This is a genomic window from Faecalibacterium sp. IP-1-18 (assembly GCF_023347355.1).
Classification (GTDB): domain Bacteria; phylum Bacillota; class Clostridia; order Oscillospirales; family Ruminococcaceae; genus Faecalibacterium; species Faecalibacterium prausnitzii.
On the sequence record NZ_CP094472.1, the window covers coordinates 1,201,662 to 1,228,385 of the forward strand.

Genomic DNA, 26,724 nt, shown 5'->3' on the forward strand with positions numbered 1-26,724 from the left:
CAGATCCTTGACCGTGGGACTGCCGCAGACCCGGCTCCCGCCCGCAAGCCCCTATCCCTGCAGGAAGGAGGAAAAGCAAATGAATAAATTGACGCAGGCTCTGATGGAAGAGCTTACCGTGGAGTATGTCAAGGTCGGCTCGCTGCAGATCCCGGAATCGGTGGTCATCAGCTGGGTGATCATGCTGCTGCTGGTGGTGGGCTCCATCCTGCTTACCCGCAACCTGAAGGTGGATCACATCAGCAAGCGTCAGGCAGCACTGGAAGCGCTGTACTCCCTTGGCAAAAACTTCTTTGAAGGGTTGCTGGGCAAGGAGGGCAGCCGCTATGTGCCTTATCTGATGACCGTGGCGCTGTACATTGCCTGCTCCAACGTGATCGGTGTGTTCGGCGTAAAGCCTCCCACAAAGGATCTGGATGTGACCGCTGCGCTGGCACTGATGAGCATCGTGCTTATCGAGTATGCAGGCGTTCGCGCCCGGGGCGGCGCGGGCTTTCTCAAGAGCCTTGCAGCCCCTACCCCCATCATGACCCCCATGAACATCCTCGAGATCGCCATTCGCCCCACCAGTCTGTGTATGCGACTGTTCGGCAACGTGCTGGGCGCGTTCGTTATTATGGAACTGCTCAAGCTGGTGGTGCCGGTGTTCGTCCCGGCGGTGTTCAGCTTGTATTTTGACCTGTTCGATGGTCTGATCCAGACCTATGTTTTCGTGTTCCTGACCGCACTGTTCATGAAAGAGAGCATCGGCGGCGAGGAATAAACAACAAATTTTAAAACTGTAATTACAAAGGAGATAGAACTATGAGTGGTTTGGTAGCTCTGGGCGCTGGCATTGCAGCGCTGACCGGCATTGGCGGCGGTATTGGCATTGGTATTGCAACGGGTAAGGCAACGGAGGCTATCTCCCGCCAGCCGGAAGCTTCCGGTAAGATCCAGACGAACCTGCTGCTGGGCGCTGCTCTGGCAGAGGGTACCGCAATTTTCGGCTTCGTCGTTGCACTGCTGATCATCCTGTTCCTGGGCCAGTAACGGAGGCGTGGACGAATGCTGAAGTTGGATTTGAACCTGCTGTGGACCGTGGTGGATGTCCTGATCCTGTATGTGCTGCTGCGCAAGTTTTTGTTCAAGCCCATCCAGAACGTGCTGGATCAGCGCCAGAAGATGATCGAGGCAGATATTGCAGCGGCAAAGACCTCCAAGACCGAGGCCGCCGCAGCACTTACGACCGCGCAGGACAAGCTGCGTAATGTGGACAACGAAGCCGCAGCCCGCCGCGAAGCCTACGAAAAGCAGGCCGAGGTGGAAAAGCAGCAGCTGCTGGCCGACGCGCAGAAGCAGGCCGACGAGATCGTGGCTGCCGGTAAGGCCGCTGTGGAGATTGAGCGCCAGAACAAGCTGCGGGAAGCAGATGCACAGGCTACGGCACTGGCACGCTCCATGTGCGAAAAGCTTTTGAAACATAATTTGACCGCCCAGGATGATGATCAGCTGCTGGACGATCTGCTGCAGAAAGCAGGTGCAGGCAATGGCAACTGAATTCAGTCGTGAATTTTTTGCGGATAACCGCATCGTCAAGGCCAGCCTGCGCTGCGCCCATAAACTCCGCGAAAAAGATCTGGACCGCATCAAGTCGGAGATCAAAAAGCTGTATGACGCCACGGAAGTCATCCTGAACATCACCGTGGACGAGAGCCTGCTTTCCGGTTATGTCCTGCAGGTGGGCGACCGCGTGTTCGACAATTCCGGCCGTCATCAGCTGGACAAAATGATGGAGGGCAAGCCCTCGCTGGCTACCCTCAAGACCCGCATCGAGGACTACAAGCCCGCAGAGACCTCCGCAGAGGGCGGTGTGGTCATCTCCTCCGCCGATGGCATTGTGCACATTGACGGCATGAATCGCGCTGTGTACGGCGAGATCGTCACCTTTGAAAACGGTGCCAAGGGTATGGTGGAAAGCGTGGAGCCGGAGCAGCTGGGCGTTATGCTGTTCGATGGTGCCGAGACCGTTGGTGTGGGCACTATGGTCACCCGCAGCGGCAAGCGCGCCGGTATCCCGGTGGGTGATGCTTTTCTGGGCCGTGTCATCAGCCCGCTGGGCGAGCCCATCGACGGCAAAGGCCCCATCGAGGCCGAGGGCTACAACCCCATTGAGAAGCAGGCACCCAGTATTCTGGAACGCCAGAGCGTGGACACCCCGCTGCACACCGGTATTCTGGCCATCGACTCTATGTTCCCCATCGGCCGCGGTCAGCGTGAGCTGATCATCGGCGACCGCCAGACCGGCAAGACTTCTATTGCCACTGATGCCATCCTGAACCAGAAGGACAAGGATGTGCTGTGCATCTATGTGGCCATCGGTCAGAAGGCTTCCTCCATCGCCCGCGTGGCAGAGGATCTGAAAAAGCATGGCGCTATGAGCTATACCACCATCGTGGCAGCTACTGCGTCGGATTCTGCCCCGCTGCAGTACATTGCCCCCTATGCGGGCACTGCACTGGCCGAGTACTTCATGGCCAAGGGCAAGAGCGTGCTCATCGTTTACGATGACCTGTCCAAGCACGCGGTGGCTTACCGTGCCATCTCGCTGCTGCTGCGCCGCTCCCCGGGCCGTGAAGCTTACCCCGGCGATGTGTTCTATCTGCACTCCCGTCTGCTGGAGCGCTCCTGCCGTATGCGGGATGATCTGGGCGGCGGCTCTATCACCGCACTGCCCATCGTAGAGACGCAGGCCGGCGATGTTTCGGCCTACATCCCCACCAACGTCATCTCCATCACCGATGGTCAGATCTTCCTGGAGAGCGCCCTGTTCAACGCCGGCAACCGCCCGGCTGTCAACGTGGGTCTGTCGGTTTCCCGTGTGGGCGGCGCTGCCCAGACCAAGGCCATGAAAAAGGCCAACGCAAACCTGCGTATCGAGCTGGCACAGTATAAGGAGATGGAATCCTTTGCACAGTTCAGCTCCGATCTGGACGCCGAGACCCGCCGTCAGCTGGAGCACGGCAAGGCACTGATGGAAATGCTCAAGCAGCCGCTGTGCCAGCCTAAGTCCGACGCCGAGCAGGTGGTCATTCTGGTGCTGGCCTCTCATGGCTTGCTGGACACCCTGCCCACCGCAGAGCAGCGGGAAAAGACCGCTGCCTTTGTGCGGCAGTTCCGTGCAGACGTCTCCGGCACCATGCAGAAGATCGATGCCGACGGCAAGTTGGAGCCCGACCGGGTGGATGCCATCCTGAACGCTTGGAAAGCTTATGCGGGAGGCAATGACCATGTCGTCCAGTAAGCTGCTGAAGGAGCGCATCGAGAGCATTCAGGATACCATGAAGATCACCAATGCCATGTACCTGATCTCTTCGTCCAAGCTGCGCAAGGCACGGCAGAACTACCAGAATGTGTCCCCATACTTTAACCGTATGCGGGATACCATCTCCCGTGTTGTGCCGCATCTGCCGGAGGAGCCGGAGCACCCCTTCTTCCACGAGCGGAATCTGGAAAACCCCCGGCGGGCGTATCTGGTGCTTACTGCCGATAAGGGCATGGCAGGTGCTTATAACCAGAACCTGCTCAAGTTTTTGCGGGAGCACGCAGACCCCAACGACCGCTTTTATGTCATCGGTCAGGTGGGCTACCGCGCCCTGCGCCACCGGGACCCCCGCCTTGTAGAGGAGTTCCGTTACAGCGCTACCGCACCTACCCTGCAGCGTGCCCGCGACATCACGGTAGACGCCATTGATGATTTCAAGTCCGGCAAGCTGGACGAGATCTACATCGTCTACACCAAGATCCAGAACGCCCTTACCAGCGAGCCTGTCATGGAGCGTCTGCTGCCGCTGGACCGGCGGTTTTTGCAGCCTGCTCCCAAGGGTCTGGGCGACCCCAAGGGCGAGGTGGAACTGGTGCCGGACGCATGGACGGTGTTCGAGCAGATCGCACCCATCTATATGCACGGCATGATCTTTGGTGCCATGACCGAGAGCTTCTGCGCCGAGCAGAGCGCCCGCATGACCGCCATGGATTCTGCAACCAAGAGCGCCAATGACATGATCCGGGACTTGCAGCTGGAATACAACCGCACCCGTCAGGGCTCCATCACGCAGGAGATCACCGAGATCATCGGCGGCGCGGCTGCCGTGCAGGATCGGACATAATAAAGGAACTTTCTCTGGCATCGCGCAGCGATGGCTGAGAGGGTTCGTTGGATAAACAAGATTTGACAAGAGGCAATCCAAATGATACAGGGAACTATTATTCGCGTAGCAGGCCCCGTGGTGGATGTGCAGTTCACCGCCGGCAGGCTGCCTGCCCTGCAGGAGGCGCTTACCGTGACCGCAGAGGGCACCGAGCGCACCATGGAGGTGACGCAGCACGTCAACGAGACCACGGTGCGCTGCATCATGCTTTCTGCCAGCGAGGGTCTGGGCAAGGGAATGCCGGTGGAAGCTACCGGCCACGGCCTGACCGCCCCTGTGGGCGAGGGCACACTGGGCCGTATGTTCGACCCGCTGGGCCGCCCCATTGACGGCAAGGGTGCTGTGGACGAGCTGCCGCACTGGCCCATCCACCGCAAGGCACCCGGCTTTGCAGAGCAGAAGCCCGCAACTGAGATTCTGGAGACCGGCATCAAGGTCATCGACCTGCTGGCACCTTACGCCAAGGGCGGCAAGATCGGCCTGTTCGGCGGTGCCGGTGTGGGCAAGACCGTGCTGATCCAGGAGCTGATCCATAACGTGGCCACCGAGCACGGCGGCTACTCCATCTTCACCGGCGTAGGCGAGCGCTCCCGCGAGGGCTGCGACCTGTGGGGCGAGATGAACGCCTCCGGCGTGCTGGACAAGACCGCACTGGTCTTTGGCCAGATGAACGAGCCCCCGGGAGCTCGTATGCGCGTGGCCGAGACCGGCCTGACCATGGCAGAGTACTTCCGTGAGGAAACCCACAAGGACGTGTTGCTGTTCATTGATAACATCTTCCGTTTCGTGCAGGCCGGCAGTGAGGTCTCTGCCCTGATGGGCCGTATGCCCTCTGCCGTGGGCTACCAGCCCACGCTGGCCAACGAGCTGGGCGCTCTGCAGGAGCGCATCACCTCCACTAAGGACGGCTCCATCACCTCGGTGCAGGCCGTCTATGTGCCTGCCGACGACCTGACCGACCCCGCTCCTGCCACCACCTTTGCCCATCTGGACGCCACCACCGTGCTGTCCCGTAAGATCGTGGAGCAGGGCATCTACCCGGCTGTGGACCCGCTGGCTTCCACCTCCCGCATTCTGGAAGCAGACATCGTGGGCGAGGAGCACTACCGCGTGGCCCGCAAGGTGCAGTCCATTCTGCAGCGCTATCAGGAGCTGCAGGACATCATTGCCATTCTGGGCATGGACGAGCTGGACGAAAACGACAAGCTGACCGTCATGCGCGCCCGCAAGCTGCAAAAATTCTTGTCCCAGCCCTTTGCCGTGGCCGAGAACTTTACCGGCCTCAAGGGCAAGTATGTGCCCCTGAAGGATACGGTGCGCAGTTTTGCCGCCATTGTGGACGGCAAGGCCGATGATCTGCCGGAGTGGGCATTCTTCAACGTAGGTACGCTGGAAGAAGCACGCGAAAAGGCAGAAAAGAAGCTGGCTGAGGAAAAGGGCGGTGCCGTCTGATGAACAAGTTCATGCTGAGCATCACAGCGTCCAGCGGTGAGTTCTATCAGGGTGACTGCGAGGATCTGACCCTGCCCATCAGCGATGGCATCTACGGCGTACAGGCCGGGCATAACCCGGTGCTGGTGGCGCTGCACATGGGCATCCTCCACTTTGTGGTGGACGGCAAAGCCCGGGATGTGCTGGTGGGTGACGGCATTGCCGAGGTGACCCCCGCCTATGTGATGGTGCTGGTGGACAGCGCCGAGAACCCGGAGGACATCGACAAGAATCGTGCCGAAGCCGCCCGCATCCGCGCCGAGGAACGCTTGCAGCATAAGCAGAGTATGCACGAGTATTACCAGAGCAAGATTGCGCTGGATCGTGCCATGCAGCGTTTGCAGACCGCCGCAAAGTATAAGCGTTAAGGCAGCATCCCTATTCCCATATAACAAAACCTCCCCGTGCAGGACAACTGCATGGGGAGGTTTTTTCTGTCTGTCAGCGATGCGAAAATTGTGTCACAGAGTCATTTTTTGGAATCGTCATGCGCACTGCCGTGCCTTATGCCCGCACATCCTCCCGGCGTAAAAGCAGCCATGCCAGAAGGAACATTGTCCCCAGCCAGAAGATGCAGCTGAAGGCAAACAGCCCGTAGCTGCCAGCCAGAGCATCCGCACTTTTGTTGGAGTTCATACCAAGCTGCATCAGGGAATAGGGCCACAACAGCCCATGACCCTTGGAGCTGATAAAGATGCCGGTAATGCCGCCCAGCAGCCCCAGAAAAATGGGCACGGCAAAGCTGCGGATGACCATGGCCAGCACCAGCTGTGCGGCAATGACAGCCAACGCACCCAGCAGTCCCCGCAGTAAAAACAGAGGTAAGGTGACCGGCGGCAGCCCGGGCAGGTGGGCAAATACCTTGCCGCAGAACACGAACAGCGCGAACACAAAGCCGTGGGTCAGCAGCGCCAGCTTTGTCACCACCGCAAACTTTGCGGCAAACAGGGCCAGCGGCGGTACGGGGCTTGCCATGATAAGGTTCCAGTTGTGCCCCAGATGTTCCAGCCGCCACAAGTAGGCAGCATAGGTGGCTACCATGGCAGGGAAGAAGAGCATGGAATAAAACAGGGTGTGCTGGGTCCACAGGCTATACCAGCCGTCGGTGAGGATCTCAAGATTTTGCAGATAATTGAAGGTGCCATAGGTGGCCGAAAGAATGGGCAGCACAAAGAACATTGCCCAGATGGGGGATGCGTGGAGTTTGCGGTTCTCCGCAAGAATACAGCGTTTCAGCATGGTTTTATACCTCCTCGTCCTGTACCTTGCGCCACGCAAGGGCAAACAGCACAGCGCCCAGCGCAAGGGTGAAAGCCAGCAGCCCCCAGTTGAAGGGGCGGGTGCCGTAGGTGACGGTGTGGGTGGCCTGGTCCCAGTTCGCCACTTCGTAGGCGCTCAGAGGAATGTAGTACCCAAAGGGCACAAAATAACTGGCAAGCGGCGGCATAAAAGCAGAGAACAGCCCCACCAGCGCCCCTACAATGCCCACGCAGAGCGCCGGCAGGGGATTGCCCACCCACAGCATCAGCAGAAATTCTCCAAAGAAGAGCATTGTGTCCACCGCCAGCGTGCAGATGAATAGGTAGACCAGCTGCCCAGTGGGAAAGGCTTCGGTATAACCATGAACGCGCCCCAGCACCGGAACGCAGGCCAGCTCCAGCACCGTGACCAGAAGAACTTCCAGCACCCCAAAGACCGCTTTGCCTGCAAACAGGCTGCGGCGGCTCTGCAGGGTGTAGAGCAGCTTTGCGGTGTTGCCTTTGATCTCCATATCCCACAGCCGGGAGGCCAGCACTGCCATCATCACCGGCATCAGAATGGCTTCAATGACGGGCAGGCTGTAAAGCAGGGCGCTGTAACCGTTGGCGAGCTCCTCCGGGTCAGCTGGGGCAAGGCCGCCCACCCATAGCACAACAATGCCGGGGATGAACAGGCAGAGAGCAAGGTCGTGCCGACGGTGGGCTTTTTGCAGTTCTGCACGGAAAGCTGCCATCTTACGCCACCTCCCCGCTGGTCTGGGTCAGGCTGAGGAAGATGTCCTCAAGGCTCTTTGTCTGCGCAGTCAGACCCACCACACCCACGCCGCTTTCGGCAAGGGTGCAGACCAGTGCCGCCAGCGCTTCGTCCGGCAGCGGGGGCAGCTGCAGGGTGTCCGGCTGGTCTGCCGGTGCAGCGGCTTTTACTCCCTGCTGCTGCAGGACGGCTGCGGCTTTGGGTGCATCCAGCACCCGCAGCAGAATGCCGCCCCGGCTGTGCTTTTGCAGTTGCTGCAGAGAACCCTCGAACAGCAGTTTGCCGTGGTTCAGGATGCCCACCTGATCCACCATCTGCTCGATCTCGCCCAGCAGGTGGCTGGAGATCAGCACGGTGGCTCCGGTGGTCTGCGGCATGGAAGCAATCAGACTGCGCATCTCCTGAATGCCCGCCGGGTCCAGACCGTTGGTGGGTTCATCTAAAATTAGCAGTTTGGGGCTGCCCAGCAGCGCCATGGCAATGCCCAGCCGCTGCTTCATGCCAAGGGAATACTGCCCCACCTTCCGGTCAGCGTCTTTGGTCAGGTGCACGATCTCCAGCACCCGGCTGATGTCCTTCCGGTCCACGTCTTTCAAGTCGGCCACGATGGAAAGGTTTTCCCGGGCGGTCAGGTGCAGGTAACCGGAGGGAGATTCGATCAGGCTGCCGGTCTGCCGCAGCAGGGCAATGCGGTTTGCTTCGTTCAGGGTGTGCCCCAGCAGTTCCACACTGCCACCAGTGGGGTGTACAAGCCCCAGCAGCATCTTCATAGTGGTGGATTTGCCCGCACCGTTGGGGCCTAAAAAGCCGTAAACACAGCCCTCCGGGACAGTCAGGTTCAAATGATCCACCACCGGACGGCTATGGTAGCTTTTGCAAAGGGCATGGGTCTCGATCACAGGTTTCATAAATGGTCTCCTTTCGCATTCATGGTTTTCGGAACGATGCCAGAATACACCCGCTGCCTTAAACTGACCGGAAGCGCAGCTTAATTTCCCCTTAAATTTGCAGGTGTTTTCCGCTGCGGCGCAAAAAGTGTGGTATAGTAAAGGCGGGAAAGGAGAACTGCCCTTATGGATACCATTTATGATGCAAAGCTTCTCATCGTGGATGACAACGCCGAGCTGCTGGCACTGCTATGTGAGCAGCTGCGGGGCGCAGGATATGGCCATATCAGAACTGCCCAAAGCTGCGCCGCTGCCCGCGCCTGCTTTGCGGCGGAACAGCCGGAGCTGATGATCCTGGATATCAACTTGCCGGATGGGGATGGATTTTCGCTGTTCCGGGCGCTGCGGGCAAAAGCGGATGTCCCGGCATTGTTCCTCTCTGCACGGGACGCGGATGCCGACCGTCTGTTCGGGCTGGGGCTTGGCGCAGATGACTACCTGACCAAGCCTTTTCTGATGCAGGAACTGCTGCTGCGGGTGCAGCATATTTTGCAGCGGGCGTACCGGGCAGAGCTGTCCCGTACAAAACCGGCACCTTTGCAGCTGGGGGAGCGGTGCGTAGACCTGAATGATGCTATTGTTACCCTGCCAGAGGGCAAAACACTGGCGCTGACCGCTACCGAGCTGGCGCTGCTGCGGAAATTGGCAGAGAACCGGGGACACATCGTTACCTATGATGCCCTTTGTGCGGCGGTCTGGGGCGCAGATTACTATGGCTACGAGAACAGTCTGGGGGTACATATCCGGCATCTGCGGGAGAAGCTGGAAGCTGAACCCGGTGCGCCGCAGTTTCTGCGGACGGTGCGGGGCATTGGCTATAAGCTGACAAAGGGGGAAGAAGCATGAAAACCTTTGTGCGCCTGATCCGGCGGTATGTGCTGGCGGCGGTGGGCATCGTTCTGCTGCTGCTGTTTTCCGGTGTTGCAGTGCTGGGCTGGCTGGGTTGGCACGAGGGCTGCCGCCTGCCGCAGCGGGAGTATTCATCCAGCGAGATCGCGGATTCTATGGTGGAGACAGCCGAAGGGCTTGCCTTTGGGGCAGAATGCACCCCGCAGGAGTGGATGAATGGCTACGAATGGGCGATGGTACTGGACGATGTGGGAAACATCCGCTGGAGCTACGGCCTGCCGCAGGATCTGAACCATGCCTACACTCCCGGCGATATCGCCAAATTTGCCCGCTGGTATCTGGCGGATTACCCGGTGTTCTGCTGGACAGAACCCTACGGACTGTTCGTCATCGGGCTGCCAAAGGGGAGCCTGTGGAAGTACAGCATTTACAGCTCACCGGACTTTGTCCTGAGCATGGTGCGGGTGCTCCCGGCAGCAGCGCTGGGAATGCTGCTGCTGGGTCTGGTTCTCTGCTTCTGGTTGAGCTGGCGGGGGGCAAAGCGGCTGGAGACCGTGGCAAACGGTCTGGATGTTCTGGCGCAGGGGCAGACCGTTCGGCTGCCTACCGACGGTTTTGCCGGGGAGCTGGCAGAAAAGCTGAACCAGACCGGGGCGCAGCTGCAAGCCAAAAATGAGATGCTTTCCCGGCGGGACAACGCCCGCACCCAGTGGATTGCAGGGGTCAGCCATGACGTGCGTACCCCGCTGGCTCTGATCTTAGGCTGGGCGGAGCAGTTGGAACAGGATACGCTTTTGCCGGACAGCTCCCGGCAGAAAGCGACCGGCATCCGCACCCAGTGCGAAAAGCTCCGCACCCTCATTGATGACCTGAACCTGACCAGTAAGCTGGAATACGGTGCCCAACCCCTGCGCCGGAAAGACCTCCGGGCAGGGCCGCTGTTCCGGCAGCTGGTGGCGCAGTTCTGCGAAAGCCCACTGGCAGAGCGCTGCGAGATCACACTGGAACAGGAAGAACCGGCAGAGCAGACCGTGCTTTCGGTGGATGAGGCGCTGCTGGCACGGCTGCTGGAAAATCTGCTGAACAACAGCGTCCGGCATAACCCAAAGCCGGTGAACATTACCGTGCACACCCGGCAGGTAGGAGAGCGCTTCTGCCTGACCGTGGCAGATGACGGTATTGGCTATCCGGCTGCCGTTCTGGTGGCACTGAACGCTGCGGAGCCTGCCGAAAATGCGCCCCATATCCTTGGCCTGTATGTAGTGCAGCAGATCGCCGCCGCCCATGGCGGCATGGCAGTGTTCGGGCAGAACACCCCCTGCGGGGCAAAAACAACGGTCTGGCTGCCCGTCCGGGTGTGAACGGGGCAAAAAAAGAAAATAGCGCAAAAAACAGACCGCTGCTTGCAGTTGTAGCAAACAGCGGTCTTATTGTTATGCGTTTTTGCTTTTATCCAGTGCATCAAACTGCTGCAGGATCTGGGGGTCTTTCAGCTTGATGACCTTGCCGGAGAGGTAGTGCAGGGTGTTTTCCTCCGGCACATCCAGAAAGCTGATGCGTACCGCGCACAGCGCCTGCGTCTTGGTGCCGGTACGCTCGTTCATTTTGCGATTGCCGTATTTGATATCGCCCAGCACCGGCTTGCCCAGATAGGCCAGATGGGCACGGATCTGGTGGGTGCGCCCGGTGACAAGGCCGATCTTGCACAGGGCAAAGGGGCCTGCGGTGCGCAGCACGTCCACGTCCGTAATGATCTGCTTGCGGCGTTCGTCCTGCGATTGATGGGCGTGGATGCTGACCTTGTTGTTCTTCTCGTCGTGCTCCCACCATGCGGTGAACCGCCCGGACTGGGGAATGCCCACCGTGATGGTGTAGTACTCCTTTTTCAGCAGATCGGTGCGGATGATCTCGTTCATGTCCCGCAGGGCGGCGTAGTTCTTGGCGGCGATCACCAGCCCTTCGGTGCCGCGGTCCAGCCGGTTGCAGATGCCGGGCTTGAAGCGGTTCTCGCCGTGGGGATCGTATTCGCCCTTCTGGGTCAGGTACTGGGTAAAGGCATCCACCAGATTGGCATCGCCGGTGCGGTCGCTGTGGCACAGCAGATGGGTAGGCTTGTACAGCACCGCAAGGTTCTCGTCCTCGTAGATGACCGTCACCTTGGGCTGATTGGGCTGCTTTTTGGGGGCAGCCTTCTGCACCGGCTTTGCGCCCTCGGGAGGGAAGAACTCGTCGTTGATGTACAACTCGATCAGGTCTCCCGCCTGCAAACGGTACTCCGGTGCGGCCTTTTTGCCGTTCACCTTCACCCGCTTGTTGCGGAAACTCTTGTACAGCAGGCTGGTGGGAAAATCGCGGGTCACGCTCTGCACAAAGCGCGAAAGACGCACGCCGTCATCGTTGGCGGTGGCAGTAAATTGTTTCATAAAGCTATCCTCATCGTTTTTGTCAGAATCATGCTTTTATAGTAATACAGGCGGGGCGGGAAGTCAACGCGCATTCCGGTGCAAAATCCGGGTTATTTTTGCAGAATACTTGTGTTTGCGCCGCAAAATGGGTACTATAAGGAAAGAACATAGAAAAAGGAGTACCGCCATGGCAGAGAATAAACGGCACAAGGGACATCGCCAGCGGATGCGGGAGCGGGTGCAAAGCTACGGGCTGGACAGTCTGGCCGAGCACGAGGCGCTGGAATATGTGCTTTACCTGACCAACGCCCAAAAGGACACCAACGGTATCGCCCACGATCTGATCGATCGGTTCGGGGATTTTGCGGCGGTGCTGGAGGCCAGTGAGGAGGAACTGTGCACCGTGGAGGGCGTAGGCCCCTCTACTGCCCGGATGCTGCATCTGCTGCCCCAGATCAGCCGGTACTATGGCCGCAGCCGCACCAGCACCACTCGCTGCATCAAGACCACCGAGCAGATGGGCAGCTACCTGATGGCAAAATTTGCGTGGTCGGACTACGAGCGCGCCATGCTGGTCAGTCTGGACAGCCGCAAGCGGGTGCGCGCCGCCGTCTGGCTGCGGGAGGGCACCTCCGACCGGGTCAGGCTGGATATCAAGAACGTGGTGGCTGCCGCCATCAAGGGCGGTACGGATGCCGTGGTGCTCTGCCACAACCATCCCAACGGGGTGGCGCTGCCCTCGCTGGAGGACATGGACGCTACCGGCAGCATTGCCCGGGCACTGGGACTGGTAAATGTGCACCTGCTGGACCACTTTATCCTGACCGACACCGAGTATTTTTCCATGCGGGACGCCAACCGCCTGCCTATCTACGATTTCAAGACCGGCACGCTGTTCTGGCCGTAAAACAAAAAACTGTTTACATTATAAATTGTGCGTGCTATAATACAACTTGAAGCAACAACGGATTGTGGTTATACGCACGGAAGGGAGAAAACGATGGCAGAGGAAAAATTTGAACTGGTGTCGAACTATGCCCCCACCGGTGACCAGCCTCAGGCGATCGCGCAGCTGGTGGATGGGGTGCAGCGGGGTGACCGCTGCCAGACCCTGCTGGGCGTGACCGGCAGCGGCAAAACCTTTACCATGGCCAACGTCATTGCCCAGTGCAACCGCCCCACGCTGGTGCTGGCGCACAACAAAACGCTGGCGGCGCAGCTGTGTACCGAGTTCCGCTCGTTTTTCCCCAACAATGCGGTGGAGTACTTCGTCAGCTACTACGACTACTACCAGCCGGAGGCCTACATTCCCAGCACCGATACCTATATTGAAAAGGACAGCGCTATCAACGACGAGATCGACCGTCTGCGCCACTCGGCTACGGCGGCGCTTTCTGAGCGGCGGGACGTTATTATTGTGGCATCGGTGTCCTGCATCTACTCGCTGGGCGACCCTATCGACTACCGCAGCATGGTCATCAGTCTGCGCCCCGGGATGCAGATGGAGCGGGACGAGCTGTGCAAAAAGCTGGTTACCCTGCAATACGAGCGCAACGACGTGAATTTTGTGCGCAATAAGTTCCGGGTGCACGGCGACACGGTGGACATTTATCTGGCTTATATGAGCGAGCTTGCCATCCGGGTGGAGTTCTTCGGGGACGAGATCGACCGCATTACCGAGTTCAACCCCCTGACCGGCTCCAAGCAGAACGTGGTCAAGCACGTTGCCATCTTCCCGGCCAGCCACTATATCGTCAGCGCGGAAAAAAAGGCCGCTGCGCTGGAAAAGATCCGCGCCGAGTGCGATGCGCAGGTCAAACAGTTCACCGCCGAGGGCAAGCTGATCGAAGCCCAGCGCATTGCCCAGCGCACCAACTACGATATCGAGATGCTGAACGAGGTGGGTATCTGCAAGGGCATCGAAAACTACTCGGCAGTGCTGTCCGGTCGTGCGCCGGGCAGTATGCCCACCACCCTGCTGGATTATTTCCCGGAGGATTTTCTGCTCTTCGTGGACGAGAGCCACGTCACCTTGCCGCAGGTGCGCGCCATGTACGGCGGCGACTACGCCCGCAAAAAAACGCTGGTGGAATACGGGTTCCGCCTGCCGTCCGCCTTTGATAACCGCCCCCTGAAATTTGAGGAGGTGGAGTCCAAGCTCAACCAGATGATCTTTGTCTCCGCCACCCCCGGCGAGTACGAGCGCCGGAACAGCTCACAGGTGGCGCAGCAGGTCATCCGTCCCACGGGTCTTTTAGACCCGGTCATCTCGGTGCGCCCGGTGGAAGGGCAGGTGGTGGACCTGCTGGGCGAGATCAACGCCCGCATCCAGCGGCAGGAGCGGGTGCTTGTGACCACCCTGACCAAAAAGATGGCCGAGGATCTCACCGATTACCTCACCGAGCAGGGGATCAAGGTCAAGTATATGCACCACGAGGTGGATACCTTTGAGCGGATGGAGATCATCAAGGATCTGCGTTTGGGCAGCATCGACGTGGTGGTGGGCATCAACCTGCTGCGCGAAGGTCTGGATCTGCCGGAGGTGAGCCTTGTGGCCATTCTGGATGCCGACAAGGAGGGCTTTCTGCGCAGCGAGACCAGCCTGATCCAGACCATCGGCCGCGCCGCCCGCAATGCGGAGGGCATGGTCATCATGTACGCCGATGTGGTGACCGACAGCATGGAGCGCGCCATCACCGAGACCGAGCGCCGTCGCGCCATTCAGATGGCCTATAATGAGGAACACGGCATCGTGCCCAAGACCATCGTCAAGGCCATTGCGGACAGCATCGAGATCAGCGATAAGGCCGAAAACGCCAAGCGCAACACCCGCCGCATGGGCAAGATGGAGCGGGAAGCTGCCATCGAGCGCCTGACCCGGGAGATGAAGGAGGCTGCGAAGCTGCTGGAATTTGAGCACGCAGCCTTCCTGCGGGATCAGATCGACCGTCTGCGCCGGGGCGAAAATCCCACCGTGGACTCCGCCGCCGAGACCGAACGCAAACAGAACCATGCACAGACACAACGAAAAGGGAGAAAATACCTTGGCAAACGATAAAATCATCATCAAGGGTGCCCGCGAGCACAACCTGAAAAATATCAACCTGACCCTCCCGCGGGAAAAGCTGATCGTCATGACCGGCCTTTCCGGCTCGGGCAAGTCCAGTCTGGCTTTCGATACCATCTACGCCGACGGTCAGCGCCGCTATGTGGAAAGCCTTTCCAGCTACGCCCGGATGTTTCTGGGTCGGATGGATAAGCCGGACGTGGACGAGATCACCGGCCTTTCACCGGCCATCTCCATCGACCAAAAGACCACAAGCCACAACCCCCGCTCCACCGTGGGCACTGTGACTGAGATCTACGATTATCTGCGCCTGCTGTACGCCCGCATCGGCGTGCCGCACTGTCCGGTGTGCGGGCGGGTCATCAGCCAGCAGACCGTGGACGAGATGGTGGATGCCGTTCTCAAGCTGGAGGAGGGCACAAAGTTCCAGATCTTAGCCCCGGTGGTGCGTCAGCGCAAGGGCACCCAGCAGAAGGAACTGGACGCCGCCCGCCGCGCCGGCTATGCCCGCGTGAAAATCGATGGCAACCTGTATGATCTGGACGAGGAGATCAGTCTGGAAAAGAACATCAAGCATACGGTGGAAATCGTGGTGGACCGCCTTGCCCTGCGCAAGGGCATCCGCAGCCGTCTGGCGGATTCGCTGGAGACCGCGCTGGCGCTCACCGGGGGCGTGGCGGAGGTGGACGTCATCGGCGGCGAGTGTATGACCTTCAGTCAGAACTTTGCCTGCCCGGAGCACGGCATTTCCATCAGCGACTTGTCGCCGCGGCTGTTCTCCTTCAATAACCCGCTGGGCGCCTGCGAAAAATGCACCGGCCTTGGCACCTTTATGCGGGTGGACGAGGAACGCATCCTGCCCAACCGCAGCCTTTCCATCCGGGAGGGTGCCATCAAGGCCAGCGGCTGGTATTACGCCGAGGGCTCTGTGAGCGAGATGTATTATCTTGGCCTTGGCAAAAAATACGGTTTTACGCTGGATACGCCCATCAAGGAGATGAGCACCGAGGCGGTGAACGCCCTGCTCTACGGCACCAACGGCGAAAAGATCGAGATGCACCGCACCAACGAGTTCGGCAGCGGGGTGTACTACAACACCTTTGAGGGCATCGTGGAAAATCTGGAGCGCCGCTTCCGCGAGACCAGCAGCGAGTGGATGAAGGAAGAGATCGGCAGCTTTATGTCCGGCGTGGAGTGCCCGGACTGCCACGGCCAGCGCCTGAAGCCGGTGGTGCTTGCCGTGACCATCGGGGACAAGAACATCAGCCAGTTCTGCGAGATGTCCATCCGGGACGAGCTGGAATTTATCAAGCAAAACGAGCCGAACCTTACCGAAAAGCAGCAGCAGATCGGCGGCCAGATTATGAAGGAGATCAAGAACCGCCTGCAATTCTTGCAGAGTGTGGGTCTGGATTATCTCACGCTTGCCCGGGCGGCGGGCACGCTGTCCGGTGGTGAGAGCCAGCGCATCCGTCTGACCACCCAGATCGGCAGCGCCCTGTCCGGCGTGCTCTATGTGCTGGACGAGCCCTCTATCGGTCTGCATCAGCGGGACAACGATAAACTCATCGCTACCTTGAAAAACCTGCGGGATCTGGGCAACACGGTCATCGTGGTCGAGCACGACGAGGATACCATGCGCAGCGCGGATTATATCGTGGACGTAGGCCCCGGTGCCGGTGTGCACGGCGGCGAGATCGTAGCCGCAGGCAGCGTAAAGGATATCTGCAAGGCCAAGCGCAGCATTACCGGCGACTATCTCTCCGGCCGCAAGCGCATTGCAGTGCCCCAGACCCGCCGCACCGGCAACGGCCACTGTCTGACCGTAAAGGGCGCACGGGAAAATAACCTGCGCAATATTGATGTCAGCTTCCCGCTGGGGGAGTTCATCTGCGTCACCGGCATTTCCGGCTCGGGCAAGTCCAGCCTCATCAACGAGATCCTGTACAAAACGCTGGCCAGCGAGCTGAACGGTGCCCGCTCCCGCGCTGGCAAGTGCGATGGGGTAGAGGGACTGGAGTTCGTGGATAAGGTCATCGGCATCGACCAGCAGCCCATCGGCCGCACCCCGCGCTCCAACCCCGCCACCTACACCGGCGTGTTCAACGATATCCGCGCCGTATTCTCCCAGACGCAGGACGCCAAGATGCGCGGCTACGGCCCGGGGCGGTTCAGTTTCAACGTCAAGGGCGGCCGCTGCGAAGCCTGCGAGGGCAACGGCATTCTGCAGATCGAGATGCACTTTTTGCCGGATGTATATGTGCCCTGCGAGGTGTGCAAGGGCGCGCGCTACAACCGCGAAACGCTGGAAGTAAAGTATAAGGAAAAGACCATTGCGGATGTGCTGAACATGACCGTGGAGGAAGCGGTGGTGTTCTTTGCCAACCAGCCCAAGATCGCCCGCAAGCTGCAAACGCTGCTGGACGTTGGCCTTGGCTACGTCACCTTGGGGCAGAGCGCCACCACCCTGTCCGGCGGCGAGGCGCAGCGCGTAAAGCTGGCCAACGAGCTTGCCCGCCGCGGCACCGGCAAAACGGTGTATATTCTGGACGAACCCACCACCGGCCTGCATATTGCAGATGTGCACCGCTTGATCGAGGTGCTGCAAAAACTGGTGGACGTGGGCAATACGGTCATCGTCATCGAGCATAATCTGGATCTGATCAAGTGTGCCGACCATATCATCGACCTTGGCCCCGAGGGCGGCAGCGCCGGTGGCGAGATCGTGGCCGAGGGTACCCCGGAGCAGGTGGCCGCCGTGCCCGGCAGCTTTACCGGCCAGTATCTGCGCCCGCTGCTGGAACGCGACCGCGCACAGCGCGCCGCAGAAGCAGAAAAACACTGAAAACAGCAAAAAACAAAAAAGCGCGTATCCGTGTAAAAATCGGACTTTTCTCAGAAAAAACCAAAAATAATCGAAAAATCTGTTGACAAAACGGCCTTACCTGAGTATAATATCTCTTGTCGCCACGCTTCGGTAGGGAAGCGGCGGTCGATATCCGGGTGTAGCGCAGTTTTGGTAGCGCGCTTGAATGGGGTTCAAGAGGCCGTGAGTTCGATTCTCGCCACTCGGACCATAAATCCAACGATTTCACGTTAGAAATCGTTGGATTTTTTTGTTTATAGGCTGGCCTCATTTGGTTTTGACCACAATTTTGACCACAATGCCAAAGATTTTATCTGGTCTAATTAGTGCCGTTCTGTCTAACTTTTAGGCCGAAAAAGCCTCATTAAAAAGCTGAATCGCGTTCTGCCGAATGGATTCCTGAACATGGAGATAATGCTCAGTCATCTCGGTATCGGCGTGGCCTACGATGCTCTGGATGGTCTGGATATCCACGCCCAACGCCTGCATCTGCGATACATAGGTGTGGCGGCAGCTGTGCGGTGTGAGCAAGCGGACATCGCCCGCTTCTTCCAGAGATTTGCGGAACACATCCCGGAAATGGGTGGGATTGCAGGGCAAGCCGGTCTTGGGGCTTTCCCAGATGAACTGATTGGTGGTATCCCGCAGCTTGATGGCACACGGGCGGACATTCAGCGGCACCGGAATATCCCGGATACTGTCTTTGGATTTCGGACTGCCGATGCTGACCGTACCTTTTACGACCTTTACTGCCTGCCGGATGTGAATGACAGAGCCATCTTCTTCAATAAACTGCGGCTCCAAAGCCAGAAGTTCCTGCATTCTCATCCCAGTGCCGAGCAAAAGCCGGATGCTCAAGCCCATGCGGTCATCGGGCAGCACCTTCATCAGGTGTGCGACTTCCGCTGTGGTAAAGGCTTCCTTGCGTTTTGCGGTGCCGGATGCCCGCATCTTTTCAGCAAGCCGGACCGGGTTACGGCGCACAAGGTCATTGGCTTCTGCCTTTTGAAAGATCTGGTAGAGCATCCCTCGTGCCTTGCTGATGTAAGAATCAGAGCGGCCATCGCGCCGCATCACTTTCAGGAAATTTTCAATGTCGATGGGGCGTATGACGGTCAAGGGGCGATGATAAAATCCTTCTTTGAGCATTTTCAGGCAGTATTTGTAGCTTTCCTGTGTCGTGGGAGCGATATTATCCTTGTGACCCTCGAACCATGTATCTGCCCAATCCTCGAAGTACAGAATCGTGTCCAGCTGGACACCGCTGATAAGCGCATCCTGATACTCTTTCAGTTTGAGCTTGACCTCCTTCTGAGTCTTGCCATAGAAGGTTTTGAAGCGCGGCGAACCATCTTTCTGGTAGCCGTCCATCATACGTAATTCCCAGCGACCATCGCTGCGGTGGCGAAGCGTACCCTCGCCGTGTGAACGTTTGCTTGGCATATTGCCTCCTTCCTGATGTCAAGTCGTTTCGGGAATAGTATAGAAAAAGAAACCTCTTGAATCAAGGATGTCAAATCAGCCATTTACGCTGTCCGTGATCCACTGAAGAAAACGGTCCTTGGGTACGACCATCCGCTTACCGATGTGAAGCGTGGGAAATCCGTCCGAACGGAGCAGGATGTAAGCGTTGGCGCGGGAGATGCCCAGCGCAGCAGCGACATGATCGGCTGTCAGGGTGATGGGAAGCTGCTCATACGAAGTGAACTGAGAGCGCATAGAATACCTCTTTTCTCTGTATATTGTATTGAACGAATATATAAATCGTATATATAGTGGTCTTAATATGTAACAAGGGGCATCTGCGGTTTGCGGATGCCCCTTGTGTATATGGGAGGAATGCCTGTGAATGTCAGAATTTCATCGGCAGTGCGTCTTTTCTGCACTTGCCGTTGTAGGCGGTGTAGATGGGGAAAACGTATTTTTTCCATCCGCGCAGCTTTGCGGGGTCGTCCTGCCCGATGCGGTAAATATCGACCGGGTGGATGTTGCACAGCGCACGGAGCAGCCGTTCTTCACTGAACTCGCCGTGGTACAGCTCCACAAAGTGCATCATGCCTTTCAGAACAGATGCCCGGAACGAATCGGGCTTGCCCTCCCATGCTGCCACGATCAGCCGCATCGTTTCACAGTAGAGCGGTTCGCCCATCTGCTTGTAGAGCCGGAAAGCCGTACCAACGCAGCCGATGCGGTAATCGGTCAGCTGCTGGCTGTCATAATTGAGGCTCAATCCCACCCGGTTGGTGGCTGCGAGAAAGGCTTTGGAGATGGCATCGCCGCCCACCACCTTGGCACGGAGCTTGATGCCTGCCGTCAGCGGCGCAGAGAAGCCGTTCTGCTCGGCAAAGAGCAGGGCTTCCTGCTCCACGGTCATGCCCGTGTACACCTTGCAGAGAATTGGCAGATCTTTGCCGCCGTTGCGGAGGATGCGCCCCTCGATGGTGTGCTGCCCATCCGTTACGATGAACTGACCGTTGCGGAAACTGACCTTCGGCTCATTTGCCACATATTCGTTGAAGTGGGCGGCAATCAGTTCCACACGCTTGCGCTCCACACCGCGCTGATACAGTTCGCGGGGGTAGACCAGCTTGCTGCTGTGGATGACCATGAGCTGGTACGGCGGGTTGACATGGATGAAGGGATTGTTGTTGTCTTTCAGGCGCATCGCATTTCCTCCTTGATTCTCCAGATGTACGTTTCGGCTTCTTTCAGGATTTCAGCAACCTGCTGCTTACGCTTCGGGATGGTGAGCAGACTTGGGTTGAATGTGAAGCTGTATTCCAGCCGCTGGATCATTGCGTGTACCGCAGCTTCCAGTTCGGTGTACAGCATCATGTCCTCGACACTCCCAGCATCCTCAAAGGATGATTTGATGGGTGTGTAGGGATAGAGGGGCGGCTTACCGTCAACTACCTCAGGCGGCGCGTAAGCCGCCGTAGAGCGGATGATGGGTGGAAGCCGCTGAATGCTCCCCATCGGGTTCAGGGCAAGGCTGGCACGGACAGCATCATCCACCCGGCTCATTTCTTCCGGGGTGAGGTGTCCGAGATATTTCAGAACCCTGCTCTTGTCTACGGTAAAAATCTGCTCTGCCTGAACGATGGATGGTACGGAGAGAAACTCGTTCACCAGCAGGCAGTGGGTCGGCTGGGTATACTTTTTTGCCGCCTTGCTTGTCAATGTGGCCACGATCAGCGTGGGCGAGTAAAAATTTCCCACATCGTTCTGAAGAACGACTGCCGGACGATTCCCGCTTTGCTCTGAACCGATGGCGTTGTCGAAACGGGTGAAGAAAATGTCTCCACGTTGGAATTTCCAGTTTTGAATCAATAGCTGCCCTCCTTTTGCAATATGTACACCGCCCGCTGCACCTCCTTGGCAGTGGGCGATGTGTTTGTTCAGCGGTTCATCACAACGTAGTCATGACCGCGCCGGGTCTGGCAGACAGTGCAAGTGTCCATGCTCCGGTCTGCGCTGGGAACAATGGCGATTTTGAACGCCTTGGATTCTACAAAACTACAAAGGCAGACACCGCAGAGCGTGCGGATGGACCGAATCATCTCCGGGGTCAGTTCCATTTCCTCGTAGATCGCTTGCTCTAAGGTGGTACGGTCGTTTTCGTTCATAAAGCCTCCTATTATGTAGGATGAAAATGTGGATATATGGAATAAGTAAAAAGAACAGGCGTGGACGAAGACCGAAAACAGCATTCGGCCACGCCTGATTTAATAAGTTAAGGTCTCGCATATTCGCCCTCGGCTCCCTGCGAGTGGGGCATAAACATCTGGCAGCGGACTTGTACCGCTTCATTGGCATTTCAGCCACCCCGTCTGCTTTGTGACCGGGCCGCGAATTACGGAAGTATCATTATCGGAGTACCAGATGAAGGAACTATTCAGTTTTCAAGGTACATGAGGCCGGACGTTTCGCGTAGTGGCTCTCGCCATCTGGTGAAGTGTCCTCTCACTTGGTAGCCGACGAGAAAGGTCAATTCGTAGCATTGAAATTGAAGTTTTTCAAAAATTTAGTGATTCTCTTGATTTTGATACTAATAGTAGGCTGCGCGACACCTAAAACTTTAGAAATTTCAGTGACGGTGTACCCCTCATAGGCATACATGGTGACAAGGTTGAGGTCTGCGTCCGACAAATTTTCAAGAGCAGACAACAGCCGTTCGTTCTCAATTTCGCCAATCCATGTGAAGCGGCTCTTGGTTTCGCGGTAGTGTTCGGTAACAGAAATTGCTTCCTGATACTTGTTCATAAGGGGCGAGTAGGATTCTTCGCCCTGTTCAAAGGACGGAGCGGTGATCTCCTGCGTGTGGTTCTGGTAAGAACGCGCAGCATTGAAAACAGACCAGTCATACTCATACATTGCCTGAATCACTTCAATGCTCATGCCAGCGTCCTCATACTGCTTGCGCATGATAGCCCACTGACGGTCAAAGTTCTTCTTTTCCAAACCATAATTAAAGCCCATGTGTAACCTCCAAATTTTCGATAAAACGTGAAATGCCGAAAATTTGGAAACACTACGGATATTTCGCCATCTGGGGCAGCCATGAAAAGAGGGCAAACATAAAACCTGCTCCTTTTCGGAAGCAGGCCATCTGAAGCTATAAAAATAGCCGGACAACAGCCGACCGAAAGATTGGAGAGCTTTCAGTCAAGCTGCTGCCCGGCCATTTGGTGCTACGTTTCATACATCACCCGGAGGTGACGGCCCGTTGCTCGGTGCGAACAGTCCATATTCAGAGTGCGTTGCACCCGATTTTTATGAAATCAATGCTTACTTGGCCCGAATGGAAAGGTTGAGCCATAACATTTCCCGGCAACGCCAGCATTTTATGTAGATGAATCCAGTGCAGTCGGCGGTCATTCGATAGAGCTTTATATTGCACTTGGGGCAAAACTGCCAGTGTTCCGTAATCGCTTCCTTCTTATGATCGAGCATGACTTTCCCTCCCAAATATAAAGTTTGCTGCTGTATCATAGGAGAAACGGTGGACTGCGGCACTTTGGCTCCAAAAGCGCAAAAACGCCAGCCTCCCATGGCGGGAAGCTGGCGCAATATAACACATCGGCACGATAGGACAAAATCACTGGAATGATGATGTTATACCGTTCTTTCCGCAAGAACGATACAATACTATTGAGGTGATGATGATGCCGAATGCGGATGCGATTGCTTTAGGAAAGCAGATAAAGGCTGTCCGAAAAGCAATGGGAATGACACAAGATCAGCTGGCACTAAAAAGCCATGTTTCGGTGAAGTATATCGCCAATATTGAAAACGGAAAGCAAAATCCTTCTTTTGACATTTTGAGTGCAATCCTCCATGTCCTACCCCTTTCCTTGGATTCAATCATCAATCCAAATCTGTCAGAATTGGAAAGTGAGTGCCGAGAATGGGATGCAATCTATCTTGCTTGTCCACCAGAAATGCGGAAAACACTGCTGGAAGCAACAAGATCGCTTGCAATCCATTTGACAGAATTTTCGGAGCAGAACAAAAACACCTGAACCGCCAGCGAGGACGTTACGGACCTTTCTGGCGTTCTTTTGTCTGAATACGCAATATTGTATCAGACTGCTCCATAAAAACAAATGAAAAGCAAATGAATTACACAATAATTTAGCCGAAATCAATCTCTTTGCGGATTCTGCACCTCTTTTTCAACCGCGAGATCATTTTCCAGCGTGTCATACAACTCTTGCGGAGTAAGACATAAGACGGCATAGAAATTGATAGGATCACCCTCGTTGAAAAGCCGCACATATCAAAAACAATTACCTCCGCATGATCTATTGAAGCTCATCGTCAAAGCTGCTGTCTTACTCTTTCTCAATGCGGCTCCCGCCAAACACATGCGACATTTCCATGTGCGCCAGTGCTTCGTCAATCAGAGCCACTTCTACGGCAGACAGCACAATATCCGCTGCACCGGCGTTTTCCTGTAAACGGTTGAGTTTCCGGGTGCCGGGGATTGGTACGATATAAGGCTTTTTGCACAGCATCCACGCCAGTGAGATCTGGGCAGGTGGCGCATTTTTCTCGGCGGCAAGACGGTGTAACAGTTCCAGCAGGGCGTGGTTCTGGTCAATGCTGTCTGGCTGGAACTGCGGCATGACGCTGCGGTAGTCCGTGCCTGCTTCAAACTTGGAAGTCTTATCGTATTTGCCGGAGAGAAAACCGTTTGCCAGCGGCGAGAATGCCACATAACCAATGTGCAGTTCTTCCAGAACCGGGAACAGGCTTTCGTACCAGCGGGCCATCATGGAGTAACGGTTCTGGATGGCCGTTACCGGGCAGACTGCGTGTGCTCGGCGGATGGTCTCCTCGGTGGCTTCCGAAAGGCCCCAGTGAGTGATCTTGCCCTCCCGAATCAGGTCAGCCATTACACCGGCCACTTCCCCAATGGGTACCTTGGGGTCAAGCCGATGCTGATAATACAGGTCAATATGGTCAGTGCCCAGCCGCTTGAGGGAGGCATCTACCGATGCACGGATAACTTCCGGGCGGGAATCCGGCACCAGCGGCTTGTTGACTGCCGTACTGGTCATGTCAAAATGGATGCCGAACTTGGTCGCCAGAACGATTTTATCTCGGTAGGGCTTCAGGGCAGCACCCACCAGTTCCTCGTTGTCGTGGGGATTATCCGGTGTGCCGTAGACTTCGGCGGTGTCAAAGAACGTATAGCCCATACCCACGGCCTGCGCCAGCAGTTCGGTCATTTCCTTCTTGTTGGCAGGTGCGCCGTAGGCATGGCTCATGCCCATACAGCCCAGACCCACAGCCGAAACGGTCAGGTCATTGCCCAAAGTACGATATTCCATGTTAAGATTCCTCCTTATTTGCAAAAACACTTTCCAGCCATGCGGCGTAATCGTTCACCCAGCCGCCATCCGAGCCAAAGCCGTGGGGCCAGCTATTCAGCACGATGCGTCCGGCGGAAATGCCCATATTCCGAATCACATCATACTGCTGCTGGAATTGGCGGTAGAAGGGGTCCTCCGTGCCGTAAACGTAGAATGTTGGCGGCAGATCACCCTCGGCCAGCCAGTCCGGGTCCATGTTGCCCACGCTGAGCCGCCCATAGAACGAATAGATCATGCCCGCCGCCGAAGCGTGAGCCGGAACAGCATCCAGCGCATCGGGTACATAGCTTTCATCCAGAGCAGTGCCGTTGACATCTTCATCGTAGTGCATCAGAAATTCGCCCGCCTGAATGCCGCCTGCGGAAAAGCCCATAACTGCAATATCGTCAGGGTCAATGCCGTAAACATCCGCATTCTGCCGCACAAAGCGGACAGCCCGCGCTACATCCAGCGCGCCTTCCTCCTGCGTGTAGGGCGACAGACGGTAATCTACGATGAAGGTCTGGAAGCCCAGCTCCCGTAGAGCCGCTGCCGTGGGCAGAGAATCGGTATAGTTTCCACGGAACTGATACGCACCGCCTGCCATCAACACCACAGCACCTTTCGGTTGTACTCCGGTGCGGACGGGAATTGCCGTCACATAGGGGCGGAAATCCCAGTTGTCAAAATAACCGGTCATTGCAGCGGTGAACTGCGTTTTAGCCGGAACGTTGCCTTCTTCCCACAGGTACAACGCCTGAATATGGTTAGGGTCTGCCGAGGTGTTCAGCACGGTCGCATTGTCCACTGGTTCCGGCATCTTTTGCGGCATGGCGGTACGGGAATAATCCTCAATTTTTCCAGTGCCGTAGTTGTATGCTGCCGGGAAATCATTCGGCGTTGCAACGGTGTCGGCAGAAGTGCCGATGCGCAGGTCGCTGCCTGCCGGGAACGAGCTGCTTTCGGTTTCATTTCGTTTCGTCATAGCATCCTCGATGGCGGAAACTCCGCTTTCCAAATTGCTGCTGGGGGCTTCTGCGCGGCTGGTGTCGCAGGCCGAAAGACCGACAGCAAGTACTGCCGCGAGAAGCAGTGCAGTCCATTTTTTCGTCATAACAGTTTCCTCACGGTTTCAGATGTTTTCTTCCCAGAACGCTACGGCATGATCGAGCCAGCCTTCGGCAGAGGTGCCGGTGCCCAAGCCAAAACCGTGGGCAAGGCCCGGAAAAACTTCGATCTCGGCAGGGGTGCCCTGAGAGCGGATGGTTTCAATGCGCCAGCGCATCACGCGTTCGTCTGCGATGTAGTCCCGGTCACCCACACAGGCATAAGTGGGCGGCTCGTTGCCGTAGACTTCCCCCAGCCCGGTGTACTGCATGATGACGGCTCCCGGCTGCGGATACGCCTGTTCACCGAAGGATGCCGTGCCGTAGCTGCCCAGCCACGCCGCCATCCGTGCCCCGGCAGAACCGCCCCAGAGGGAGTAGCCGCTGGTGTCTACTTCCAGTTCCTCCGCATGGGTAAAGACAAAGGCAATGGCCCGTGCCAGATCTTTGCAGGCGGTCTGTGCGCCGGGGCGGTAGATGAGCGCAAAAGCGTTGTACTCCTTGCGGGAAAGTTCCAGTGCATGAGGAAAGCTGTCCTGCATGGCCCCCACATACGCAAACGCACCGCCTGCGTTGCAGATGGAAAATTTTGCGCCGGGATTACCCTTGAAGTAGAATAAGCCGGTGTCAGCTTTGTCCGGGTCAGCGGCTTGTTCGTCCTCGGTGTAAATATCGTAAAAGATGGTCTGCCCGTCCGCTGCACGCTGGCGCAGGGTGTTGCAGATGTCCACTGTTTCGTCCGGGTCGATGTTGTTATAGTAGGTAAGATGCAGCTGCTCCAGCGTGTCGCCGCTGTAATAAGAGCGTTCCACTGGGAAGATCAGCCGCCCATAATCACCGAAAACCGGGTCATTCCGTACGGTTTCGATGGGCGTGGTGCGGGTATAAGTTTGGGTGGTCGTTTGCATGGAATCCTTTCTTTCCGGGGTGGAG

General features: G+C 57.2%; 26 protein-coding genes and 1 tRNA gene. 14 read left to right on the forward strand and 13 right to left on the reverse strand.

What is annotated here, in order from left to right; all coding sequences use genetic code 11:
• Positions 1–79: 79 nt before the first annotated feature.
• The 7 genes from MTP43_RS05715 (at position 80) to atpC (ending at position 6,049) form a co-directional block, all read left to right on the forward strand.
• Complete coding sequence (locus MTP43_RS05715) at positions 80–763, forward strand: F0F1 ATP synthase subunit A (protein ID WP_015538221.1); 684 nt, start codon at positions 80–82, stop codon at positions 761–763.
• A 41-nt stretch (positions 764–804) separates the two neighbouring features.
• Positions 805–1,032 carry an ATP synthase F0 subunit C gene (gene atpE / locus MTP43_RS05720; protein ID WP_005922245.1) on the forward strand — a complete coding sequence of 76 codons (228 nt, stop codon included), beginning with the start codon at positions 805–807 and terminating at the stop codon, positions 1,030–1,032.
• A 15-nt stretch (positions 1,033–1,047) separates the two neighbouring features.
• A complete protein-coding gene (locus tag MTP43_RS05725) occupies positions 1,048–1,539 on the forward strand; it encodes an ATP synthase F0 subunit B (protein WP_113621251.1) in 492 nt (163 codons plus the stop codon).
• Positions 1,529–3,283 (forward strand): F0F1 ATP synthase subunit alpha, encoded by a 1,755-nt coding sequence (atpA, locus tag MTP43_RS05730; protein ID WP_005922243.1) that lies wholly within the window; start codon positions 1,529–1,531, stop codon positions 3,281–3,283. The genes MTP43_RS05725 and atpA overlap by 11 nt, the downstream gene beginning before the upstream one ends.
• Positions 3,270–4,148: an ATP synthase F1 subunit gamma gene (gene atpG, locus MTP43_RS05735; RefSeq protein ID WP_015538222.1), complete on the forward strand. Its 879-nt coding sequence runs from the start codon at positions 3,270–3,272 to the stop codon at positions 4,146–4,148. Before atpA ends, atpG begins: the two co-directional genes overlap by 14 nt.
• Positions 4,149–4,229: 81 nt before the next feature.
• Entirely contained in the window at positions 4,230–5,642 is a 1,413-nt protein-coding gene (gene atpD / locus MTP43_RS05740) for a F0F1 ATP synthase subunit beta (RefSeq protein ID WP_005922238.1), read from the forward strand.
• Complete coding sequence (gene atpC / locus MTP43_RS05745) at positions 5,642–6,049, forward strand: ATP synthase F1 subunit epsilon (protein ID WP_005922235.1); 408 nt, start codon at positions 5,642–5,644, stop codon at positions 6,047–6,049. The genes atpD and atpC overlap by 1 nt, the downstream gene beginning before the upstream one ends.
• A 136-nt stretch (positions 6,050–6,185) precedes the next feature.
• Here the strand turns inward: atpC and MTP43_RS05750 are convergent, their stop codons facing one another.
• Genes MTP43_RS05750 through MTP43_RS05760 form a run of 3 tightly spaced genes read right to left on the reverse strand, consistent with a single transcriptional unit; the run spans position 6,186 to position 8,602 of the window.
• Positions 6,186–6,920, reverse strand: a complete 735-nt coding sequence (locus tag MTP43_RS05750) for an ABC transporter permease (RefSeq protein WP_113621249.1) — start codon at positions 6,918–6,920, stop codon at positions 6,186–6,188.
• 4 nt (positions 6,921–6,924) lie between these two features.
• Positions 6,925–7,674 carry an ABC transporter permease gene (locus tag MTP43_RS05755; RefSeq protein WP_015538226.1) on the reverse strand — a complete coding sequence of 250 codons (750 nt, stop codon included), beginning with the start codon at positions 7,672–7,674 and terminating at the stop codon, positions 6,925–6,927.
• Between the two features lies 1 nt (position 7,675).
• Positions 7,676–8,602 (reverse strand): ABC transporter ATP-binding protein, encoded by a 927-nt coding sequence (locus MTP43_RS05760; protein WP_113621248.1) that lies wholly within the window; start codon positions 8,600–8,602, stop codon positions 7,676–7,678.
• Positions 8,603–8,767: 165 nt separating this feature from the next.
• Between MTP43_RS05760 and MTP43_RS05765 the strand changes: the two genes are divergently transcribed.
• Complete coding sequence (locus MTP43_RS05765; protein ID WP_113621247.1) at positions 8,768–9,487, forward strand: response regulator transcription factor; 720 nt, start codon at positions 8,768–8,770, stop codon at positions 9,485–9,487.
• Positions 9,484–10,851 carry a sensor histidine kinase gene (locus MTP43_RS05770; protein WP_249235151.1) on the forward strand — a complete coding sequence of 456 codons (1,368 nt, stop codon included), beginning with the start codon at positions 9,484–9,486 and terminating at the stop codon, positions 10,849–10,851. The genes MTP43_RS05765 and MTP43_RS05770 overlap by 4 nt, the downstream gene beginning before the upstream one ends.
• A gap of 72 nt (positions 10,852–10,923) precedes the next feature.
• On the opposite strand, the gene MTP43_RS05775 is transcribed toward MTP43_RS05770, so the two are convergent.
• Positions 10,924–11,913 carry an RluA family pseudouridine synthase gene (locus MTP43_RS05775; protein WP_212792474.1) on the reverse strand — a complete coding sequence of 330 codons (990 nt, stop codon included), beginning with the start codon at positions 11,911–11,913 and terminating at the stop codon, positions 10,924–10,926.
• A 169-nt stretch (positions 11,914–12,082) separates the two neighbouring features.
• Here MTP43_RS05775 and MTP43_RS05780 point away from each other — a divergent pair, with 169 nt between their 5' ends.
• From MTP43_RS05780 to MTP43_RS05795, 4 genes are all read left to right on the forward strand, one after another.
• Positions 12,083–12,802 carry a JAB domain-containing protein gene (locus MTP43_RS05780; RefSeq protein WP_249235152.1) on the forward strand — a complete coding sequence of 240 codons (720 nt, stop codon included), beginning with the start codon at positions 12,083–12,085 and terminating at the stop codon, positions 12,800–12,802.
• 93 nt (positions 12,803–12,895) lie between these two features.
• On the forward strand, positions 12,896–14,953 hold the full coding sequence (uvrB, locus tag MTP43_RS05785) for an excinuclease ABC subunit UvrB (protein WP_249235153.1): 2,058 nt from the start codon (positions 12,896–12,898) through the stop codon (positions 14,951–14,953).
• Positions 14,907–17,807, forward strand: a complete 2,901-nt coding sequence (gene uvrA / locus MTP43_RS05790; RefSeq protein ID WP_442900597.1) for an excinuclease ABC subunit UvrA — start codon at positions 14,907–14,909, stop codon at positions 17,805–17,807. Before uvrB ends, uvrA begins: the two co-directional genes overlap by 47 nt.
• A gap of 154 nt (positions 17,808–17,961) precedes the next feature.
• Positions 17,962–18,039: transfer RNA gene (locus MTP43_RS05795), tRNA-Pro, on the forward strand.
• A 134-nt stretch (positions 18,040–18,173) separates the two neighbouring features.
• On the opposite strand, the gene MTP43_RS05800 is transcribed toward MTP43_RS05795, so the two are convergent.
• The 6 genes from MTP43_RS05800 to MTP43_RS05825 all read right to left on the reverse strand — a co-directional run bounded on the left by MTP43_RS05800 (position 18,174) and on the right by MTP43_RS05825 (position 22,307).
• Positions 18,174–19,271: a tyrosine-type recombinase/integrase gene (locus MTP43_RS05800; protein ID WP_249235155.1), complete on the reverse strand. Its 1,098-nt coding sequence runs from the start codon at positions 19,269–19,271 to the stop codon at positions 18,174–18,176.
• A 75-nt stretch (positions 19,272–19,346) separates the two neighbouring features.
• Positions 19,347–19,547, reverse strand: a complete 201-nt coding sequence (locus MTP43_RS05805) for a helix-turn-helix domain-containing protein (protein ID WP_005927005.1) — start codon at positions 19,545–19,547, stop codon at positions 19,347–19,349.
• 133 nt (positions 19,548–19,680) lie between these two features.
• Positions 19,681–20,493 carry a DUF6551 family protein gene (locus tag MTP43_RS05810; RefSeq protein WP_249235156.1) on the reverse strand — a complete coding sequence of 271 codons (813 nt, stop codon included), beginning with the start codon at positions 20,491–20,493 and terminating at the stop codon, positions 19,681–19,683.
• Entirely contained in the window at positions 20,484–21,158 is a 675-nt protein-coding gene (locus MTP43_RS05815) for a type II toxin-antitoxin system PemK/MazF family toxin (RefSeq protein WP_005930921.1), read from the reverse strand. The genes MTP43_RS05810 and MTP43_RS05815 overlap by 10 nt, the downstream gene beginning before the upstream one ends.
• A 68-nt stretch (positions 21,159–21,226) precedes the next feature.
• The gene (locus MTP43_RS05820) at positions 21,227–21,454 is read right to left on the reverse strand and encodes a hypothetical protein (protein WP_015538297.1); all 228 of its coding nucleotides are present in this window, start codon (positions 21,452–21,454) and stop codon (positions 21,227–21,229) included.
• Between the two features lie 361 nt (positions 21,455–21,815).
• Positions 21,816–22,307 carry a sigma-70 family RNA polymerase sigma factor gene (locus MTP43_RS05825; RefSeq protein WP_113620936.1) on the reverse strand — a complete coding sequence of 164 codons (492 nt, stop codon included), beginning with the start codon at positions 22,305–22,307 and terminating at the stop codon, positions 21,816–21,818.
• 680 nt (positions 22,308–22,987) lie between these two features.
• Between MTP43_RS05825 and MTP43_RS05830 the strand changes: the two genes are divergently transcribed.
• Entirely contained in the window at positions 22,988–23,350 is a 363-nt protein-coding gene (locus MTP43_RS05830) for a helix-turn-helix domain-containing protein (protein ID WP_005926986.1), read from the forward strand.
• A gap of 312 nt (positions 23,351–23,662) precedes the next feature.
• On the opposite strand, the gene MTP43_RS05835 is transcribed toward MTP43_RS05830, so the two are convergent.
• The 3 genes from MTP43_RS05835 to MTP43_RS05845 are packed head-to-tail and all read right to left on the reverse strand — an operon-like array spanning position 23,663 to position 26,699.
• Entirely contained in the window at positions 23,663–24,664 is a 1,002-nt protein-coding gene (locus MTP43_RS05835) for an aldo/keto reductase (protein WP_015538300.1), read from the reverse strand.
• A 1-nt stretch (position 24,665) separates the two neighbouring features.
• Positions 24,666–25,799, reverse strand: a complete 1,134-nt coding sequence (locus MTP43_RS05840) for an alpha/beta hydrolase (protein ID WP_113620937.1) — start codon at positions 25,797–25,799, stop codon at positions 24,666–24,668.
• A gap of 18 nt (positions 25,800–25,817) precedes the next feature.
• Entirely contained in the window at positions 25,818–26,699 is an 882-nt protein-coding gene (locus tag MTP43_RS05845; RefSeq protein WP_005926977.1) for an alpha/beta hydrolase, read from the reverse strand.
• Positions 26,700–26,724: the final 25 nt, after the last annotated feature.

Bases quoted from the DNA above. Each gene is read 5' to 3' on its own strand.
- MTP43_RS05775 (WP_212792474.1), bottom strand. From the start codon at position 11,913: ATGAAACAATTTACTGCCACCGCCAACGATGACGGCGTGCGTCTTTCG.
- MTP43_RS05760 (WP_113621248.1), bottom strand. From the start codon at position 8,602: ATGAAACCTGTGATCGAGACCCATGCCCTTTGCAAAAGCTACCATAGC.
- MTP43_RS05805 (WP_005927005.1), bottom strand. From the start codon at position 19,547: ATGCGCTCTCAGTTCACTTCGTATGAGCAGCTTCCCATCACCCTGACA.
- atpD (WP_005922238.1), top strand. From the start codon at position 4,230: ATGATACAGGGAACTATTATTCGCGTAGCAGGCCCCGTGGTGGATGTG.
- MTP43_RS05770 (WP_249235151.1), top strand. From the start codon at position 9,484: ATGAAAACCTTTGTGCGCCTGATCCGGCGGTATGTGCTGGCGGCGGTG.
- MTP43_RS05800 (WP_249235155.1), bottom strand. From the start codon at position 19,271: ATGCCAAGCAAACGTTCACACGGCGAGGGTACGCTTCGCCACCGCAGC.
- MTP43_RS05715 (WP_015538221.1), top strand. From the start codon at position 80: ATGAATAAATTGACGCAGGCTCTGATGGAAGAGCTTACCGTGGAGTAT.
- uvrB (WP_249235153.1), top strand. From the start codon at position 12,896: ATGGCAGAGGAAAAATTTGAACTGGTGTCGAACTATGCCCCCACCGGT.
- MTP43_RS05825 (WP_113620936.1), bottom strand. From the start codon at position 22,307: ATGGGCTTTAATTATGGTTTGGAAAAGAAGAACTTTGACCGTCAGTGG.
- MTP43_RS05840 (WP_113620937.1), bottom strand. From the start codon at position 25,799: ATGACGAAAAAATGGACTGCACTGCTTCTCGCGGCAGTACTTGCTGTC.
- uvrA (WP_442900597.1), top strand. From the start codon at position 14,907: ATGCACAGACACAACGAAAAGGGAGAAAATACCTTGGCAAACGATAAA.
- atpG (WP_015538222.1), top strand. From the start codon at position 3,270: ATGTCGTCCAGTAAGCTGCTGAAGGAGCGCATCGAGAGCATTCAGGAT.
- MTP43_RS05755 (WP_015538226.1), bottom strand. From the start codon at position 7,674: ATGGCAGCTTTCCGTGCAGAACTGCAAAAAGCCCACCGTCGGCACGAC.
- MTP43_RS05835 (WP_015538300.1), bottom strand. From the start codon at position 24,664: ATGGAATATCGTACTTTGGGCAATGACCTGACCGTTTCGGCTGTGGGT.
- atpE (WP_005922245.1), top strand. From the start codon at position 805: ATGAGTGGTTTGGTAGCTCTGGGCGCTGGCATTGCAGCGCTGACCGGC.
- MTP43_RS05765 (WP_113621247.1), top strand. From the start codon at position 8,768: ATGGATACCATTTATGATGCAAAGCTTCTCATCGTGGATGACAACGCC.
- atpC (WP_005922235.1), top strand. From the start codon at position 5,642: ATGAACAAGTTCATGCTGAGCATCACAGCGTCCAGCGGTGAGTTCTAT.
- atpA (WP_005922243.1), top strand. From the start codon at position 1,529: ATGGCAACTGAATTCAGTCGTGAATTTTTTGCGGATAACCGCATCGTC.
- MTP43_RS05780 (WP_249235152.1), top strand. From the start codon at position 12,083: ATGGCAGAGAATAAACGGCACAAGGGACATCGCCAGCGGATGCGGGAG.
- MTP43_RS05830 (WP_005926986.1), top strand. From the start codon at position 22,988: ATGATGATGCCGAATGCGGATGCGATTGCTTTAGGAAAGCAGATAAAG.
- MTP43_RS05750 (WP_113621249.1), bottom strand. From the start codon at position 6,920: ATGCTGAAACGCTGTATTCTTGCGGAGAACCGCAAACTCCACGCATCC.
- MTP43_RS05725 (WP_113621251.1), top strand. From the start codon at position 1,048: ATGCTGAAGTTGGATTTGAACCTGCTGTGGACCGTGGTGGATGTCCTG.
- MTP43_RS05845 (WP_005926977.1), bottom strand. From the start codon at position 26,699: ATGCAAACGACCACCCAAACTTATACCCGCACCACGCCCATCGAAACC.
- MTP43_RS05810 (WP_249235156.1), bottom strand. From the start codon at position 20,493: ATGCGCCTGAAAGACAACAACAATCCCTTCATCCATGTCAACCCGCCG.
- MTP43_RS05820 (WP_015538297.1), bottom strand. From the start codon at position 21,454: ATGAACGAAAACGACCGTACCACCTTAGAGCAAGCGATCTACGAGGAA.